We start from the raw sequence: 15164 nt of genomic DNA on the forward strand, positions 1-15164 counted from the left end.
CGCCCGACCGGCTGTAAGCTTCTGATTTTTGCATGTCGTTATCCCGGAACCGAGGACACTTCCGGGCGACATGCATTAAGCGCGTCCGTAAAGCGGCACCAGCGTTCCGCTCATCGCCTGGTTGGTGGGCGAGGCGAGATAGGCGATTGCTTCAGCCGCCGCTTCGAGGCTGACCCATTTGGTGAAATCGGCATCCGGCATGTCGGCGCGGTTTGCCGGCGTGTCAAGCGTCGAGGGGGCGACGGCATTGACCAGGATGCCATTGGCCTTGAGCTCTTCCGCCATTGCCACCGTCATGGCGGCCACCGCCGCCTTGCTGGCGGTGTAGGCGACCATCCCGGCGCCGCGTCTGGGGTCGAGCCCGGCTCGCGCGGTGACATTGACGATGCGGCCGGCAGAGCCCGACGCCAGCATCGAGCGGATAGCCGCGCGGCTGCACAGGAAGGTGGTGCGGGCGTTGGTGTCCATCATCTCGGCAAAGGATGCCGATTCGATCTTTTCCACCGGTGCCTTGGCAAAGCCGCCCGCCAGATGGATCGATCCCCACAAGGCAGGGACCTGGGAATAGAAGGCTTCGACCTTGGCGGAGTCCGACAGGTCGACATTGTGCGCCAGCTTCACATTGTCATGCGCGGTGAAGGGGAAATGTGAAGGCGCGGCGGCGTGCGCGTTCGGCACATGGCAGATCGCGCCCTGCTCCAGCAGCCTGCCGACCACCGCCCCACCGAGCGCGCCGGTTCCACCGGTCACAACGATATGCCTGCCTTCAAGTGTTTCCATCATCCTGGACCGCTCCTGTCATTTTTATGACTTTTGTCGTTGGTTTGCCGCGCCGACGCGAAGCGTCGCGCCTTTCAGCCGATCACTCAACCGATATCTCGACATGGCAGCCGTCACGTCTTTGCATGCGTCAGGACATCGTCGAATAGCGAAGCCACCCGGAAGCAGCACACGCCTTTCAGGACTAAGCCGGCGAATGATCCGCTTCGGGACGGGGGACCAAGGCAGGCCTGGATGGTTCAAACGACCGTGATTTCGATCACGCGCGGCAGTCCCGTTGCCCGGGCGTGCTTCAGCGCCTGTGGCAAGGCGTCGATGTCGGCCAGCCTTTCGGCACCAATGCCATAGGCTTCGGCCAGCTTGCAGAAATCGGGCGGCGCCGGCGACACGCCGACAGGTTCCACGCCGACATCGAGCATCGAGGTCTCGATCTCGCGATAGCCCCTGTTGTTCCAGACGACGAAGATGACAGGCGCCTCGGAATCCAGCGCTACGGCTATCTCCGGCAAGGTGAATTGGAAGCCGCCGTCGCCGGTCAGGCAGACCACCGGTGCACCGGGCATGGCGAGTGCCGCACCGATCGCCGCCGGAGGACCATAGCCCAGCGCGCCGAAGCCGGTCGCGGCATTGAACCATCCGCCAGGCCGGTCGTGGTCGTAATAGAGGTTGGCGGCGTATATCGGCTGCGTCGAGTCGCCGACGATGATGGCCCCGGGCAAGGCATCGCGGATCATTTCCACCGCACGTACCTGAGCCGCATAGGCCGGGCTCAACTCGGCAAACGCGGCCTTTCGCCCCGTCATGGCGCGGCCATGGCCGTCTTCACCGGCTCTGTGGGCAGGATCGATCGCCGCAAGCAGGGCCTCGATCGCCTCGGCGCAGTCGGCCTGGATGGCGACCGTTACCGGGCGCCGCGCAAGCTGGTCGGCACCGATGTCGATACGGATCAGGTTTGAAGGCAGCACAAAGCCGCCGTCGCCATAGCCGTCATAGTCGGTCGCGCCGAATTCGGTGCCGGCGGCGATCACCAGATCGGCATCGGCCATCAGCGCGCGAACCGCCTTCAGGCTCGGACTTGCCGGTACGCAGAGCGGATGGCGGTGCAGCAACCCGCGCGCATTGGTCGTCTCGACGACGGGAGCGCCCAGCCTTTCGGCGAGGCGCCGCAGCGGGGCTTCCGCCTTCTTGGCGCCGCCGCCGGCAAGGATCAGCGGACGGCGCGCGGCGGCGATGAGCTTGGCCGCGTTCGCAATTGCCGCGCCATTCGGTGCCGGAGGCGCCGCATTGCTGAGCAGGGCGGCGACACCGTCCGCCGGCTTGACCATGACGTCGGTCGGGATCTCGATATGCACAGGGCCGGGGCGCGAGGAGGAAAACAGGGCGAAGGCCCGCGCCAGCGCACCGGGCAACTCGCTGGCCCCGGTGACGCGTACCGACAACAACGCCACCTTCTCCATCATGCCGCGCTGATCAGGCAATTCATGCAGAAAGCCCAGCCCCTTGCCGAGCGTATCGGTGGCGTTGACCCCAGAAATCACCAGCATCGGCACCGAATCGGCGCGTGCCTGGCCCATGGCGGTGATGGTGTTGGTCAGACCCGGCCCGGTGATGACGAAGGCGACGCCCGGCCTGCCGCTGGCGCGGGCATAGCCGTCGGCCATGAAGCCGGCGCCCTGTTCGTGGCGCGGCGTGACATGGCGGATCTTCGACCTCGCCAGGCCCCGATAGAGCTCGACCGTGTGGACGCCGGGGATGCCGAAGACGGTGTCGACGCCATGGGCCTCGAGTAGCGAAATCAATGCTTCGCCGATGGTGGTCATTGGTTTTCTCCCGCTCTGTCTCTTTGTTTCTTACGCAATTCCGAAGGGAAAGCGCTACGCGCTTTTCCCCGGGAAAACCGCTTCTCACTTTTCCTGGAATTGCTTTAGCGGCGCGAGGCCGAGCTCGGCCTCGACAGCCTTGATGCCAATCGCCGCCAATTCGCCGGACGAGAACATCTCGCCGGCCAGGCAGCCTTCTATCCAGAGCCCGTCGATGATCGCATTGATCGCGATGGCATGGTGGCGCAACTCGCTTGCGTCCGGCTTGTGCTGTTCGGCGGCGAGCACTTCAGCCACAACCGCTTCCACCTCGTTGCGAAAGCCAAGGTAGCCTTCGCGGTGGGCACGGGCCAGGGCAGGATCCGCACTGGCGCGGCCGATGAAGGTTGCCCAGAGCGAAAACACCCGCGCGTCGATGATCGGCGCATTGAGATTGGCGGTGACGAAGGCCGCAAGGCGCTGGCGCGGCGAGGCGCCGTCCATGACCAACGCCGCCTTCGCCTGCTCGGTCATGCGGCTGACCAGCGCCGTATAGGCTTCCTGCAGCAATTCTTCCTTGCCCGGGAAATAGTGCCCGATCAGCCCGGCGGTGACGCCGGCACGCAATGCGATGGTGCGCAGGCTAGCGCCTTGCAGGCCATGTTCCGCCACGCTGTCCAGAGTCGCTTCGATCAGATCCTGCCGCCGCCGCCCCTCGCCCTCGCGACGGAACTTGCGGCGCGCATTCATTGGCGCAGGATCGGCCGCGTCAGGCATGTCGGCCCGCCTTCGCAGGCGATGCAGAGCGCATCCGCCTCGAAGATTTCAACCGTGCAGCCGGCGGCTTCCATCGCGGCCTTGGTCCTGGGAAAGCCCGCGACGGCAATGACGTTGAGCGGGCTAGTCGGCAGTACGTTCAGGCTGAGGCCATTGGAAGCGGCGAACTCTTCGGCATCGCCTTCGACCAGCCGGATGCCGCGCGCCTTCAGCGTCTGATAGAACGGGGCCGGTAAAAGCGGCGAATAGACCAGCGCCAGGTCGTCGGCCAGCGGGCTGATCACCGACATCAGATGCAGGCACGCCTCTTCGCCCTGCCACAGCGGCAGATCGAAGCCGTAGACGGAAATGCCCAGCGGCGTCAGCAGATTGGAAACCTGCTGGATGCCTTCCTGGTTGGAGCGGACACCGCGCCCGATCGCCAGCGTGCGGGCATCGACCCATACACAGTCACCACCTTCGACCTGGCCAGGAGCCTCGACGCGGCCGAGGATCGGAATGCCCAGTCTTCTGTAGGTTTCCTCATGCAGCGAAGGCTCGCCGGCGCGCAACGACTTACCCATGGACAGGATCAGCGCGCCGCGGTCGGTCATCAGCGAGGGATCGTGCGTGAACACCGAATCCGAAAGTCCGTCGGCCTTGTCCTCGATCCATTCGATCTCGGCGCCTGAAGCGGCCACCAGTTCAGCAAGGACCGCGTGCTGCGAGGCTGCTTTCGCCGGGTTGAATCCCGGGCCATAATGCCATTTGGCCCTGTCGGCGTCGCGCATGGCGTTGGCCGCCGACCGCATCAGCACGCGCCGCAGCGGCGCCGCCATGGACTGTGATCCGAAAGCGCTCATCAATGCCCTTTTTAAGCTGAAAAAAATCGAGAAAATTTCATGAGAGGTTATTTATACACTTGCACAACAAGGCCGCAAGTGCCGTAATGAGCGGGATTGACGGGCTCGCTCTGTTGAGTCCATGCTTGAAATCTGGAGCAGGGCAGTACAGCGTATGTTGATTAGCCGGATAGACGTTCGACGAACCGCCGGCGGCCATATGGAGGTCATTTGGTGAGCGCTGTGGCAGCTGCCAAGATCTCATCCGGCGAGGCGCAGGACTGCGCCGCAGAAGCCATCCATGTCGCGAACCTGCACAAGAAATTCGGTCAACTGCATGTGCTGAAGGGCGTATCGCTGTCGGCACGCGACGGCGAGGTCATCGCCATCATCGGCGGCTCGGGCTCAGGCAAATCGACGCTGCTGCGCTGCATCAACTGCCTGGAAAATCCGACCAGCGGCATCATCCGGGTCAATGGCGAGGAGATCAAGCTCAAGGCGGACAGCCATGGCCACACCATTCCGGCCGACCGCAGGCAGATCGAACGCATCCGCTCCAAGCTCGGCATGGTGTTCCAGAACTTCAACCTATGGAGCCACATGACGCTGATCGAAAACGTCATCGAGGTTCCCGTGCATGTGCTGGGCGTCAAGCGCGACGAGGCTGTCGCCCAGGCCGAAAAGCTGCTGGCGCGCGTCGGGCTCGCCGAGAAGCGCGACGTCTATCCGGCCTATCTCTCCGGTGGCCAGCAGCAGCGCGCCGCGATCGCTCGCGCCTTGGCCATCAATCCGCGCGTCATGCTGTTCGACGAACCGACCTCGGCCCTCGATCCTGAACTGGTCGGCGAAGTGCTGAAGGTGATCGGCGATCTGGCGCGCGAAGGCCGCACCATGGTGCTGGTCACCCACGAAATGAAATTCGCCCGCGAGGTCGCGACCCACGTCGTCTACCTCTACAACGGGCTGGTCGAGGAGGAGGGACCACCGGAGCAGATCTTCGGCGCGCCCAAATCCGAAAGGCTCAAGCAGTTCATCCGCAACATCGGCTAGGGAACGGCCGGGACGGAAGAAAACCGGGAACCAACAACAAACTGGGAGTTCTGAAAATGAAGACTGTTCTGAAGACATTCGCCGCGGCGCTGCTGCTCGGCGTCGCCGCCATGGGCGTGGCCAAAGCCGATCCGGTCAAGATCGGCGTCGCTGCCGAACCCTACGCGCCCTTCACCTCGCCCGATGCTTCAGGCAAATGGGTCGGCTGGGAGATCGAGTTCATCGACGCCGTTTGCGCCGAGGAAAAGCTCGATTGCGTCATCACCCCTGTCGCCTGGGACGGCATCATCCCGGCGCTGACCACCAAGAAGATCGACCTCATCGTCTCGTCGATGTCGATCACCGACGAACGCAAGAAGACCATCGACTTCTCGGACAAGTACTACAACACGCCGACCGCGATCATTGGCCCGAAGGACCAGAAGTTCGGCGCCACGCCTGACGATCTCAAGGGCAAGGTCCTCGGCGTCCAGGTGTCGACGGTGCATGCCGTCTACGCCAAGAAGCATTTCGGCCCCACGGCATCCGAGATCAAGGAATACCAGACGCAGGACGAAGCCAACAATGACCTTGCCGCCGGCCGCCTCGACGCGGTGCAGGCCGATTCCATCGCGCTCAAGGAGTTCCTCAAGACAGACCAGGGCAAGGCCTGCTGCGATCTCAAGGGCATGGTGGCCCCTGACGACGAAGTGCTCGGACCGGGCGTCGGCGCCGGCGTGCGCAAGGAAGACACCGATCTGAAAGAGAAGATCAACGCCGGCATCAAGGCGATCCGCGCCAACGGCAAATATGACGAGATCTCGAAGAAATACTTCGATTTCGACATTTACGGCGGCGCCACGCAGTCGAACTGACGACCCTCGCATGGGCTGGAGGACGGGGCGCTGACGTCCCCGTCCTCCAGCTAGCCAGTCCACGCATGCTTGCCGCCGGCCGCTGGTGCCGGCGGATCGAGCCAGCAATCCGGGGGCGACGCTGATCGAATCCTTTCTTCCGGCCTCCGCGGCCGGCATCGTCGAACTCCTCTCGCCGGCGCCCGTCGGCTGGGGTGGGACCCTTTTGCTCGGGCTCTTGCATTCGCTCGAGATCGCCGTCGGCGCCACGATCGTCGGCCTGCTGATTGGAACCTGGGGTGCCTATGGCAAGCTCTACGGCGGGCCCGTGGTGCGCGACCTGTTCGCGGTCTACACCACGGTGGTGCGCGCCGTGCCGGAACTGGTGCTGATACTGCTGCTCTATTATGCCGGCACCGACCTGATAAACCAGGTGCTGACCGCGACGGGATACCAGCGTGTCGATATAAGCGGGCTGGTGGCCGGCATTGCCGTGCTCGGCTTCGTCCAGGGCGCCTATTCGACTGAGGTCATCCGCGGCGCGATCCTCGCCATCCCACAGGGCCAGATCGAAGCCGCCCGCGCCTTCGGCATGTCTCCCGGCCTTCTGTTGCGGCGCATCACGCTGCCGGCGATGCTGCCTTTCGCCATTCCGGGCCTCGCAAATCTGTGGCTGATCGCCACCAAGGACACCGCTCTGCTGGCCGTCGTCGGCTTCTTCGAACTAACGCTGGCGACACGACAGGCGGCGGGCGTCACCAAGGCCTATCTGGTTTTCTTCCTCGCCGCGGGCGTGCTTTATCTCTGCGTGACGCTGGTTTCGAACTTCCTGCTTGGCCGCGCCGAGAAATGGGCGCGGCGCGGCATGCCTTCCATCAAGGAGGCACGCTGATGACCAGCGAAACAGCCGTCATCGACACGGCGGCGCGCGCTTCGCTCTGGCTGCAGCCACATCGCATCGTGCTGATCCTCATCGCGTTGGGGCTCGTGGCGTCGGCCGCCTATTTCATGCGCTGGGACTGGCTGCCGCAATATTGGGAAATGGGCCTGATGGGCATCTGGCGTGCCCTGTGGATCCTGGCCGTCACCTGTACGCTCGGCTTCATGATCGCGTTGCCCGTCGGGCTGGCGCAGGCGGCCGGTTCGATCTGGGTCGCGGCACCGGCGAAAGTCTTCTGCACCATCATTCGCGGCACGCCGCTGCTCCTGCAGCTATGGCTGCTCTATTACGGGCTGGGCTCGCTGTTCCCGCAATATCCATGGATCCGCGAATCCTGGATGTGGCCTTATCTCAGGCAGGCCTGGCCGTACGGCGTGCTGGCGCTGACCTTGTCCTTTGCCGGCTATGAAGGCGAAGTGATGCGCGGCGCCTTTGCCGGCGTGCAAAAGGGGCAGCTGGAAGCCGCCCGCGCCTTCGGCATGAGCCGCTGGAAGATCTTCCGCCGCATCTGGCTGCCTCAAGCCTTCTACCGGGCGCTGCCGACGCTGACCGGCGAGACCGTGCTGCAGCTGAAATCGACGCCGCTGGTGGCGACCATCAGCGTGATCGACATCTTCGCCGTCTCGTCCAAGGTGCGGCAGGACACCTACCTCACCTACGAGCCCTTGCTGCTCCTGGCGTTGATCTATATGGCGATCACCGGCATTCTGGTCTTCGCGTTCAGCCGGATCGAGGCGCGGATTCCGGTCAAGATCGGGTAAGTTCAGTGAGTAGTCAGTAGTGAGTGGTGACCGGCTGGCCAGCCCTTTCACTACTCACTACTCACTAACGACCACACTAAAGGCACGCACAATGCAACTCAGTCTCGACCAGGCAAAAGGACTGTGCCGGATGGCGGCACTTGGCGCCGGCGCCAATGAGGAAGCGGCGCAATCGCTCACCGCCTCGATCATCGCGGCCGAGGCGGAAGGACTTGCCACCGTCGGGCTGTCGCATTTCATCGATTACCTCGAGGCGTTCGAGGCCGGGCGCATCGACGGCAATGCCGATCCGGTGATCACGCGGCCGGCGCTGGCCATCTATCTCTCGGACGCGCGCCGCGGGCTGGCGCATACCGGATTCGACCGCACCATCGACGACCTCGCCAAGGCGGCAAGACTGTTCGGCGTGGCCATCTTCTCGCAGAAAAACGCCTATACGTGCGGGGCGCTCGGCTACTTCACCGGCCGGCTGGCGGCGCAGGGACTGGTGTCCTTCGCCGCCACCAACGGCCCGGCCGTCCTGGCCGGCTCGGGGTCGGTCAAGCCGGTCTATTGCACCAATCCGATGTCGTTCGCCGCGCCCGCCGCCGACGGCGCGCCGCTGGTCATCGACCAGTCGTCGAGCGCCACCGCCTTCGTCAACATCCGCAAGGCGGCGGAAGACGGCAAGAAGATTCCCGAAGGCTGGGCGCTGGACGCCAGCGGCAATTCGACGACCGACCCGGCCGCCGCCATGAAGGGCGCCATGCTTGCCTTTGGCGGCCAGCGTGGCGCCAACATCGCGCTGATGGTCGAAGTGCTGGCGGCGGGCCTGTCGGGCGCCAACTGGTCGCTCGACGCACCGTGGTTCAGCGGCGGCGCCGACAGTCCGGGAACCGGCCTGTTCGTGCTCGCGGTCGAGCCGAAGCTGCTCGATCCGGATTTCGAGCAGCGCATGAAAGACCAGCTCGACCGGCTGCGCCGACGCTATGGCGTGCATGTGCCCGGCCGCGCCCGGGCCGAAGCGGTCGAGAAGGCGCAGGCGCGCGGCATCACCGCGCCCAAGGCGGTGATCCAGCGCATCTCCGAATTCGCCGAGCGCTATTCGGCCTGAAGAAACTGACGAAATTTCCCGCGCGTCGGTGAACCTTTCCACGCGTCCCGACGACCAATGGCTGTCCGGGGCGGGTTTGCCCGGTCGGTGTCTTCTGCCGGATGCGTTCAGGGCTGGGGCGGGCGTACTTGCTTCACGCCACGCTGATACCGTCTCAGGTCAGGCCGCCTCGTTGGACCCTGCTTTCGGCGCGAACGTCACCCGGAAAACCCCGCTTCGGCGGGGTTTTCTGCGTTTATCGTTCGCGGCGCCAAAACATGATGAAAGTGCCATGCGCTTTCGCGGAAAACCGCTTCACACTTTTTCTGGAATTGTCCAAGAGACAAGGATGACGCGACGACGCGTCACCCTTTGCCTTTAGCGCAAAACGGACTATGAAACGGCTCAGCCAAGCCATCTGGAACGCGCGCCGGAGCCCTCCATGACCGAAATCCTGCAGACCCCAAAGCTCGTCGTCGTCTTTGGCGGGTCAGGCTTTGTCGGCCGTCATGTCGTGCGGGCGCTGGCCAAGCGCGGCTATCGCATCCGGGTCGCCTGCCGGCGGCCCGATCTTGCCGGCCATTTGCAGCCACTCGGCAATGTCGGTCAGATCCAGCCGGTGCAGGCCAATGTGCGCGTACGCTGGTCCGTCGACCGCGCCGTGCAAGGCGCCGACCACGTCGTCAATCTCGTCGCCGTCCTGCATGAGAGCGGCCGTCAGAAATTCTCCGCCGTGCACGAATTCGGTGCTCGCGCTATCGCCGAGGCCGCGCGCGCCGTCGGCGCCGGGCTCACCCATATTTCGGCGCTCGGCGCCGATCTGGAGTCCGAATCGGTGTACGCACGCACCAAGGCGCTGGGTGAAAAGGCCGTTCTGGAGACGATCGCGGACGCCGTCATTTTCCGGCCGTCGATCAATTTCGGGCCGGAGGATGCGTTCTTCAACCGCTTCGCCAACATGGCGCGTTATTCGCCGGTGCTACCGCTGATCGGCGGCGGCCAGACCAAGTTCCAGCCGGTCTATGTCGGCGATGTTGCTGAAGCTGTTGCGCGCTCGGTCGACGGCAAGATCGATGGCGGCCAGGTCTATGAGCTTGGCGGCCCCAACGTGCTCACTTTCAAGGAGTGCATGCAGGAAATGCTCACCGTGATCGAGCGCAAGCGCCTGCTGGTGCCGGTGCCCTGGTGGGTGGCCAACATCCAGGCCTCGATCCTCGGCCTGCTGCCCAACCCGATGCTGACCAAGGACCAAGTGATGCAGCTGCGTGAGCACAACATCGTTTCGGACGAAGCCGCCAAGGCCAACCGGACACTGGCGGGGCTCGGCATCCAGCCGCAATCGATCGCGACGATCCTGCCCAGCTATCTCTGGCGCTTCCGCGCCGCCGGCCAGTTCCAGCAGCGCAAGCCCGCGGTATAATCTCCAGAAGCGTCAGCCCTCAACGCTGACGAGGCGTGATCCGCATCGGCAACCCGCCTTGCGGCTGCGTGGTCAGTTTCTGCACCGGCCAGGGTTTTGTTTCAGCGGTCGCGTCGAAGCGGAAGCGTGACAAAAGGATGGCGAGCGCGATGATCGCCTCCTGCATGGCGAAACTGGCGCCTATGCAGACCCGCGGTCCCGCGCCGAAGGGCAGATACTGGAAGCGGTCGATCTTTTCACGGTTTCCCGGGTGGAAGCGTTCGGGCAGGAAGGCGTCCGGCCGGTCCCACAACTTCCTGTGGCGGTGGACGACCCACGGCATCACCAGCACGGCGGCGTGCTTGGGAATATAAAGATCCCTCCACATTTCCGGCACGATCGGCTCGCGGTTGATCGATGGCGCCGGCGGGTAGAGCCGAAGCGCCTCGTCGAAGGCGGCGCGTGTCAGCGGCATGGCGTCGAGCCACTTCGTCGGATCGGGCTCGCGCGCCAGCACCTGGTCGATCTCCTGTTCGACGCGGTCGCGCTCCCAGGGCGATTCGGCCAGGCAATAAAGCGTCCAGCCGAGCGCGCGCGCCGTGGTCTCGTGGCCGGCACCGATGAAGGTGATGATGTTGTCCTCGACTTCCGGGCGTGTCAGTCCGTCGGGGCCTTCGGCCTTGAGCAGCAGCGTCAGGAAATCCTGAGGCACGGCATCGGGGTCGCGCCCGAACTTCTCTTCGCGCATCTTGACCGTGTCGGTCACGATCTTGCGGAAATAGGCCATCGTCTTGCGGCCGCGGATGCGGGTCAGCCGTGGCAGCCAGTCGGGCGCACGCAACAGGTCGAGCGGGTCGACGCGGCCCATGGTCTCGAACAGGCGGTCGATCTCGTTTTCGAAACTGCCCGGCTCGCCTGCGATCTCGCCGGAAAACAGCGTCTCGGCCAGGATGTCGTAGGTGAGCAGCGTCATGTCATGGGCGATATCGGACGTGCCGCCCGCCTCGTAACGGGTGACAAACTCCAGCGTGCGTTTCAGCATCGGCTGGGCAAAGCCGAAAATGTGGCGCGGTGTGAACACCGGCGCCATCGCCTTGCGCGACCGCTTCCACACCTCGCCCTCGGCGGTCAGCAGGCCATCGCGCAGGATCGGCCTCAGGATCTTCTGGCGCACCGTCGCCATCTTGTAGTTTTTGGCGTTGTCGACCAGCACATGGCGGATCAGGGCGGGATCATTGGCGATGACCAGCGGCCCGCCGGCGCCCTTGGCCGAAATCCAGGGTTCGTTGTAGGTCGGCTCGCCCCAGAGTTCGAGCGGGTTGCGATAGACGATGCGGATCATCTCCAGCGTCGAAGGCGGCGACGTGCGCGGCTTCGGGGCGGGAGGAACGAAGGGGGCGGGCTGAATATCCATGGAGTGCTCCGCTGTTCCCATCAATGTAGTGGCTGGCACACCGGGCGTCCATGTGGCCAAACGGCAGAGCGGACCATGACTTCAGGAACGCAGGGCAGACGGTCTGTTCATCCGATCGTGACCGTTCCGTCAGGGCTCCGACCTTGTCCGCTGGAACGCTCTGCCGTAGTGACGGTCACCAACGGATACCGCCCGACAGAGGAGCCTGCCTTGAAGCACCAGTTGAACATCATCATCGGCAGCACGCGGCCCGGCCGCGCCGGCCCGGTTTTTGCCGAGTGGCTGGAGGCGTTCGCGCGCGAGCACGGAAAATTTGAGCCGGTGCTGACCGACATCGCCGCGTTCGGTCTGCCGGTGCTGGACGAACCCCATCATCCAAGGCTCGGCAATTATCAAAACGACCACACCAAGGTCTGGTCGAAGGCGATCGACGCCGCAGACGCCTTAGTCTTCGTGGCGCCGGAATACAATTATTTCGTGGCGCCCGCGATCGTCAACGCGATCGACTATCTCGCCCGCGAATGGAAATACAAGCCAGCCGCCATCTTCAGCTATGGCGGTGTTTCCGGCGGCCTGCGCGCGGCGCAGGCGCTGAAACCGCTGCTGACCGCGGTCGGGATCATGCCGATCCCGGAAGGTGTCGCGCTGCCGCTGTACCAGAAACTGCTCGACGAGAATGGCGCCTTCGATGCCAGCGAGCAGGTGCGGGGCGGAACCAGGACCATGCTGGACGAACTGTTGCGCTGGAGCGAGGCGTTGAAACCGATGCGCGCTGCCTGATAGAGCCGCTCTCAGCGCGGCTTGCTCGCGCCATAAAGAGGTGGAATGGTCGGCAGATGACTGAGCCGGGGGCGGTTCGACTTGCGTTTGCTGTTTGCCTTGCTGCTGATGCTTGCGACCACCGCCTCGGCGGTGGCGGAGCGGCGCGTGGCATTGGTCATGGCCGATGACGACTACCGGCTGGTCCGGCCGCTTGCCAACCCCATCCATGACGGCGAGGCGATGGAGGCGGCGCTGAAGAAACTTGGTTTCGAGGTGGTGCTCGAAACCAACCGCGACCTCAGGCGCATGCGCCGCGCGCTCGACGACTTCCGCGAAGACGCCAAGGGCGCGGACGTGGCGCTGGTGTATTTCTCAGGCCATGGCGTCGAAATATCGGGCGACAACCGGCTGCTGCCGGTCGATGCCGACGCGTCTTCGCTCGATGCGCTGGACAAGACCAGCCTGCCGCTGGAAGAGGTGCGCGACGCGGTCGCCGCCACCGCGAAAGTCGGGCTGATCGTGCTCGATGCCTGCCGCAGCGATCCGTTCTCGGGGAGCAGCGGCACCGGTCGTGGCGCCACCTCGCTGGCCAAGGATGTCGCCGACAGCGTAAAACCGGGTCTTGGCCGCATCGGGCGGGCGGAAAACATCCTGTTCGCGTTCTCGGCCGCACCCGGCGAGACGGCCGTCGATGGCACCGGCCAGAACTCACCCTTCACTACGGCGTTGACCAAATATCTCGGCACCGACGGGCTCGAGATTCGCTCGGTGCTGACGCTGGTGCAGCAGGAGGTCTACGACCTGTCGCGCGGCAAGCAACTACCCTATGTCGAGAGCGGCCTGCCTAAGCTGTTTTTCGCCGCTGCCGCCAAGGAGCAATTGCCGGAGCGCGAAAGGCTGCTGCTGGCCATGGCCGACGTGACGCCGGAGACGCGGGGCGAGGTCGAGCGGATCGCCAGCGACGCTGACATGCCGCTGGCGCCGCTCTATGGGGCGTTGATCAGCGCCGACACCAGCCATCTGTCGGCGGAGAGCCTGAATGCCCGGCTGCGCGAGGCGGCGGACGCCTTCGTCAAGGTGCGCGCCGAGATGAAGACGCTGGCTGCCGACGATCCGCGTGTGACGGACCTGCGCCGTCAGGCCGAGGAGCAGCTGGCCCTGGGCGCCTTCGGCACCGCACAGGCGAAGTTGGCCGAGGCGGTCGGCATCGACGAAATGTCGCGCAAGGCGCTGAAGGTGAATTTCGTCGATCGAACGCTGTCGCAGGCCGCGACGCTGTTCCTGTCGGCGGGCACGGCGCGCGCCGACCTCGATTATGCAGCGGCCATCAAGGGCTATGAAACGGTGCTGTCGCTGTATGGCGAGGCCGGGCAGACCTCGCTCAGCCTGGAACAAGCCGACCGCCAGAGCAGCACGCTGGACGAGCTCGGTCTGCTCTATACGACGGTCGGCAATGTCGAGGCGGCCGGCCGGGCCTTCACCGCCCTGTTGGCCAACCTCGAGCAGCGGTCGCTTCGGGAAACCGATCCCAGCGTCAAACGCGATCTCGCCATCAGCCACATCAAGCTCGCCAACATAGAGATGGCGCAAGGCGACCTGCCAAACTCGCTCGAAAACTATGAGGCGGCCAGGGGCATGCTGCAGGAGCTGACCGCAAGCGTGCCGGACAAGAAAGACTGGCTCGGTGATCTTGCCATGGCCAATGACAAGATCGGCAACGTGCTGGCGACGCAAGGCGATGTGGGTGCGGCGGCCCAGGCCTATCAACAAAGCCTGTCGATCAAGCAGAAATTGGCCGACGCCGAGCCGAACAGCGCTTATCTGCTGCGCGACCTGACCATAACCTATGACGAAATCGGCGACCTTGCCCGTACCGCCGGCCAGTTGAACAGCGCCCAGACCACCTTTGAAGAGAGCCTGAGAATCCGGCTGGCGCTGGCCGAGAACAAACCCGACGACCTTGAGCGCCAGCGGGCTGTCTCTGTCAGCCACGAGAGGATTGGCGACGTGCTGCGCGAGCGAGGCGACGCCGCCGGGGCGCTTGTGGCCTACAACAAGAGCCAGGCGATCGCCGGGAGCCTGGTGCGCCGCGACCCTAACGATACCGACTTGAAGCGCGATCTGTCGATCAGTTACGCCAAGATCGGCAACGCGCTCAACGACCAGGAGAACTGGCCGGCAGCACTGGTCTCCTATCAGAAAGCGCTGGCCGTAGCGCGTGACCTTGCCCAGAGCGACCCCGGCAACACCGGCTGGCAGCGCGACCTGTCGGTCTGTCTGGAAAAGGTTGCCGGTGTGCTTGATGCGCAGGGCAATGTCAGCGAGGCGCTGCAAAACTACCAGGACAGTCTTGCCATTGCCGACCGGCTGGCCCAGCTCGACCCAGGCAATTCCGACTGGCAACGCGACCTGTCGATCACTCTGTCGGAAATCGGCATGCTGGAGACCAAGCAGCGCCACTTCGAGGGCTCCAAGAAGGCCTTCGAAGCCAGCCTCGGCATCCGCCAGCAACTGGCTCAGTCCGATCCGAACAACGCGGTTTGGCAATTTGATCTGGTGCAGGCTTACATCAACTATGCGTATGTGGCTAAGGATCCGAAGGCGGTGCTGACCAAGGCGCTGAACCTGACGCTGGAGCTCGACCGCACGGGCCGGCTGACGCCCAGGGACAAATCCACGATCAAATATTTGCGCGGCCTTCTCGCCAAAATCAACGCCCGAAAAAAATAGCCGGCTGCCGGCTTGGGATTTGCGCC

General features: G+C 64.3%; 13 protein-coding genes. 8 read left to right on the plus strand and 5 right to left on the minus strand.

Annotated elements, in window-relative coordinates; all coding sequences use genetic code 11:
• Positions 1-75: 75 nt before the first annotated feature.
• The 4 genes from O7A70_RS20325 to O7A70_RS20340 form a co-directional block, all read right to left on the minus strand.
• Positions 76-783, minus strand: a complete 708-nt coding sequence (locus O7A70_RS20325; protein ID WP_027142833.1) for an SDR family NAD(P)-dependent oxidoreductase — start codon at positions 781-783, stop codon at positions 76-78.
• Positions 784-1019: 236 nt separating this feature from the next.
• Positions 1020-2600 carry a 5-guanidino-2-oxopentanoate decarboxylase gene (locus O7A70_RS20330; protein ID WP_337141978.1) on the minus strand — a complete coding sequence of 527 codons (1581 nt, stop codon included), beginning with the start codon at positions 2598-2600 and terminating at the stop codon, positions 1020-1022.
• A gap of 84 nt (positions 2601-2684) precedes the next feature.
• On the minus strand, positions 2685-3356 hold the full coding sequence (locus O7A70_RS20335) for a TetR family transcriptional regulator C-terminal domain-containing protein (RefSeq protein WP_337141979.1): 672 nt from the start codon (positions 3354-3356) through the stop codon (positions 2685-2687).
• Positions 3326-4198, minus strand: a complete 873-nt coding sequence (locus tag O7A70_RS20340) for a dimethylarginine dimethylaminohydrolase family protein (RefSeq protein ID WP_337141980.1) — start codon at positions 4196-4198, stop codon at positions 3326-3328. Before O7A70_RS20340 ends, O7A70_RS20335 begins: the two co-directional genes overlap by 31 nt.
• Before the next feature lie 213 nt (positions 4199-4411).
• Between O7A70_RS20340 and O7A70_RS20345 the strand changes: the two genes are divergently transcribed.
• The 6 genes from O7A70_RS20345 (at position 4412) to O7A70_RS20370 (ending at position 10253) form a co-directional block, all read left to right on the plus strand.
• On the plus strand, positions 4412-5227 hold the full coding sequence (locus tag O7A70_RS20345; RefSeq protein ID WP_337141981.1) for an ABC transporter ATP-binding protein: 816 nt from the start codon (positions 4412-4414) through the stop codon (positions 5225-5227).
• A gap of 56 nt (positions 5228-5283) precedes the next feature.
• Positions 5284-6081: a transporter substrate-binding domain-containing protein gene (locus O7A70_RS20350; RefSeq protein ID WP_140709360.1), complete on the plus strand. Its 798-nt coding sequence runs from the start codon at positions 5284-5286 to the stop codon at positions 6079-6081.
• 157 nt (positions 6082-6238) lie between these two features.
• Entirely contained in the window at positions 6239-6952 is a 714-nt protein-coding gene (locus O7A70_RS20355) for an ABC transporter permease (RefSeq protein WP_442921199.1), read from the plus strand.
• A complete protein-coding gene (locus O7A70_RS20360; protein WP_337141982.1) occupies positions 6952-7761 on the plus strand; it encodes an ABC transporter permease in 810 nt (269 codons plus the stop codon). The genes O7A70_RS20355 and O7A70_RS20360 overlap by 1 nt, the downstream gene beginning before the upstream one ends.
• Before the next feature lie 91 nt (positions 7762-7852).
• Positions 7853-8854 carry an Ldh family oxidoreductase gene (locus O7A70_RS20365; protein WP_337141983.1) on the plus strand — a complete coding sequence of 334 codons (1002 nt, stop codon included), beginning with the start codon at positions 7853-7855 and terminating at the stop codon, positions 8852-8854.
• 421 nt (positions 8855-9275) lie between these two features.
• A complete protein-coding gene (locus tag O7A70_RS20370) occupies positions 9276-10253 on the plus strand; it encodes a complex I NDUFA9 subunit family protein (RefSeq protein ID WP_337141984.1) in 978 nt (325 codons plus the stop codon).
• A 19-nt stretch (positions 10254-10272) separates the two neighbouring features.
• Here the strand turns inward: O7A70_RS20370 and O7A70_RS20375 are convergent, their stop codons facing one another.
• The gene (locus O7A70_RS20375) at positions 10273-11646 is read right to left on the minus strand and encodes a cytochrome P450 (protein WP_337141985.1); all 1374 of its coding nucleotides are present in this window, start codon (positions 11644-11646) and stop codon (positions 10273-10275) included.
• Between the two features lie 210 nt (positions 11647-11856).
• Between O7A70_RS20375 and O7A70_RS20380 the strand changes: the two genes are divergently transcribed.
• Complete coding sequence (locus O7A70_RS20380) at positions 11857-12426, plus strand: NADPH-dependent FMN reductase (protein WP_337141986.1); 570 nt, start codon at positions 11857-11859, stop codon at positions 12424-12426.
• An 81-nt stretch (positions 12427-12507) separates the two neighbouring features.
• Complete coding sequence (locus O7A70_RS20385; protein ID WP_337141987.1) at positions 12508-15138, plus strand: caspase family protein; 2631 nt, start codon at positions 12508-12510, stop codon at positions 15136-15138.
• The last annotated feature ends 26 nt before the right edge of the window (positions 15139-15164 follow it).

The sequence above is a fragment of the Mesorhizobium sp. Cs1299R1N1 genome (genome assembly GCF_037179655.1).
GTDB lineage: Bacteria > Pseudomonadota > Alphaproteobacteria > Rhizobiales > Rhizobiaceae > Mesorhizobium > Mesorhizobium salmacidum.

Excerpts from the sequence above, each read along its gene's own strand:
- O7A70_RS20370 (WP_337141984.1), top strand. The coding sequence starts at position 9,276 with ATGACCGAAATCCTGCAGACCCCAAAGCTCGTCGTCGTCTTTGGCGGG.
- O7A70_RS20360 (WP_337141982.1), top strand. The coding sequence starts at position 6,952 with ATGACCAGCGAAACAGCCGTCATCGACACGGCGGCGCGCGCTTCGCTC.
- O7A70_RS20325 (WP_027142833.1), bottom strand. The coding sequence starts at position 783 with ATGATGGAAACACTTGAAGGCAGGCATATCGTTGTGACCGGTGGAACC.
- O7A70_RS20365 (WP_337141983.1), top strand. The coding sequence starts at position 7,853 with ATGCAACTCAGTCTCGACCAGGCAAAAGGACTGTGCCGGATGGCGGCA.
- O7A70_RS20330 (WP_337141978.1), bottom strand. The coding sequence starts at position 2,600 with ATGACCACCATCGGCGAAGCATTGATTTCGCTACTCGAGGCCCATGGC.
- O7A70_RS20375 (WP_337141985.1), bottom strand. The coding sequence starts at position 11,646 with ATGGATATTCAGCCCGCCCCCTTCGTTCCTCCCGCCCCGAAGCCGCGC.
- O7A70_RS20335 (WP_337141979.1), bottom strand. The coding sequence starts at position 3,356 with ATGCCTGACGCGGCCGATCCTGCGCCAATGAATGCGCGCCGCAAGTTC.
- O7A70_RS20340 (WP_337141980.1), bottom strand. The coding sequence starts at position 4,198 with ATGAGCGCTTTCGGATCACAGTCCATGGCGGCGCCGCTGCGGCGCGTG.
- O7A70_RS20350 (WP_140709360.1), top strand. The coding sequence starts at position 5,284 with ATGAAGACTGTTCTGAAGACATTCGCCGCGGCGCTGCTGCTCGGCGTC.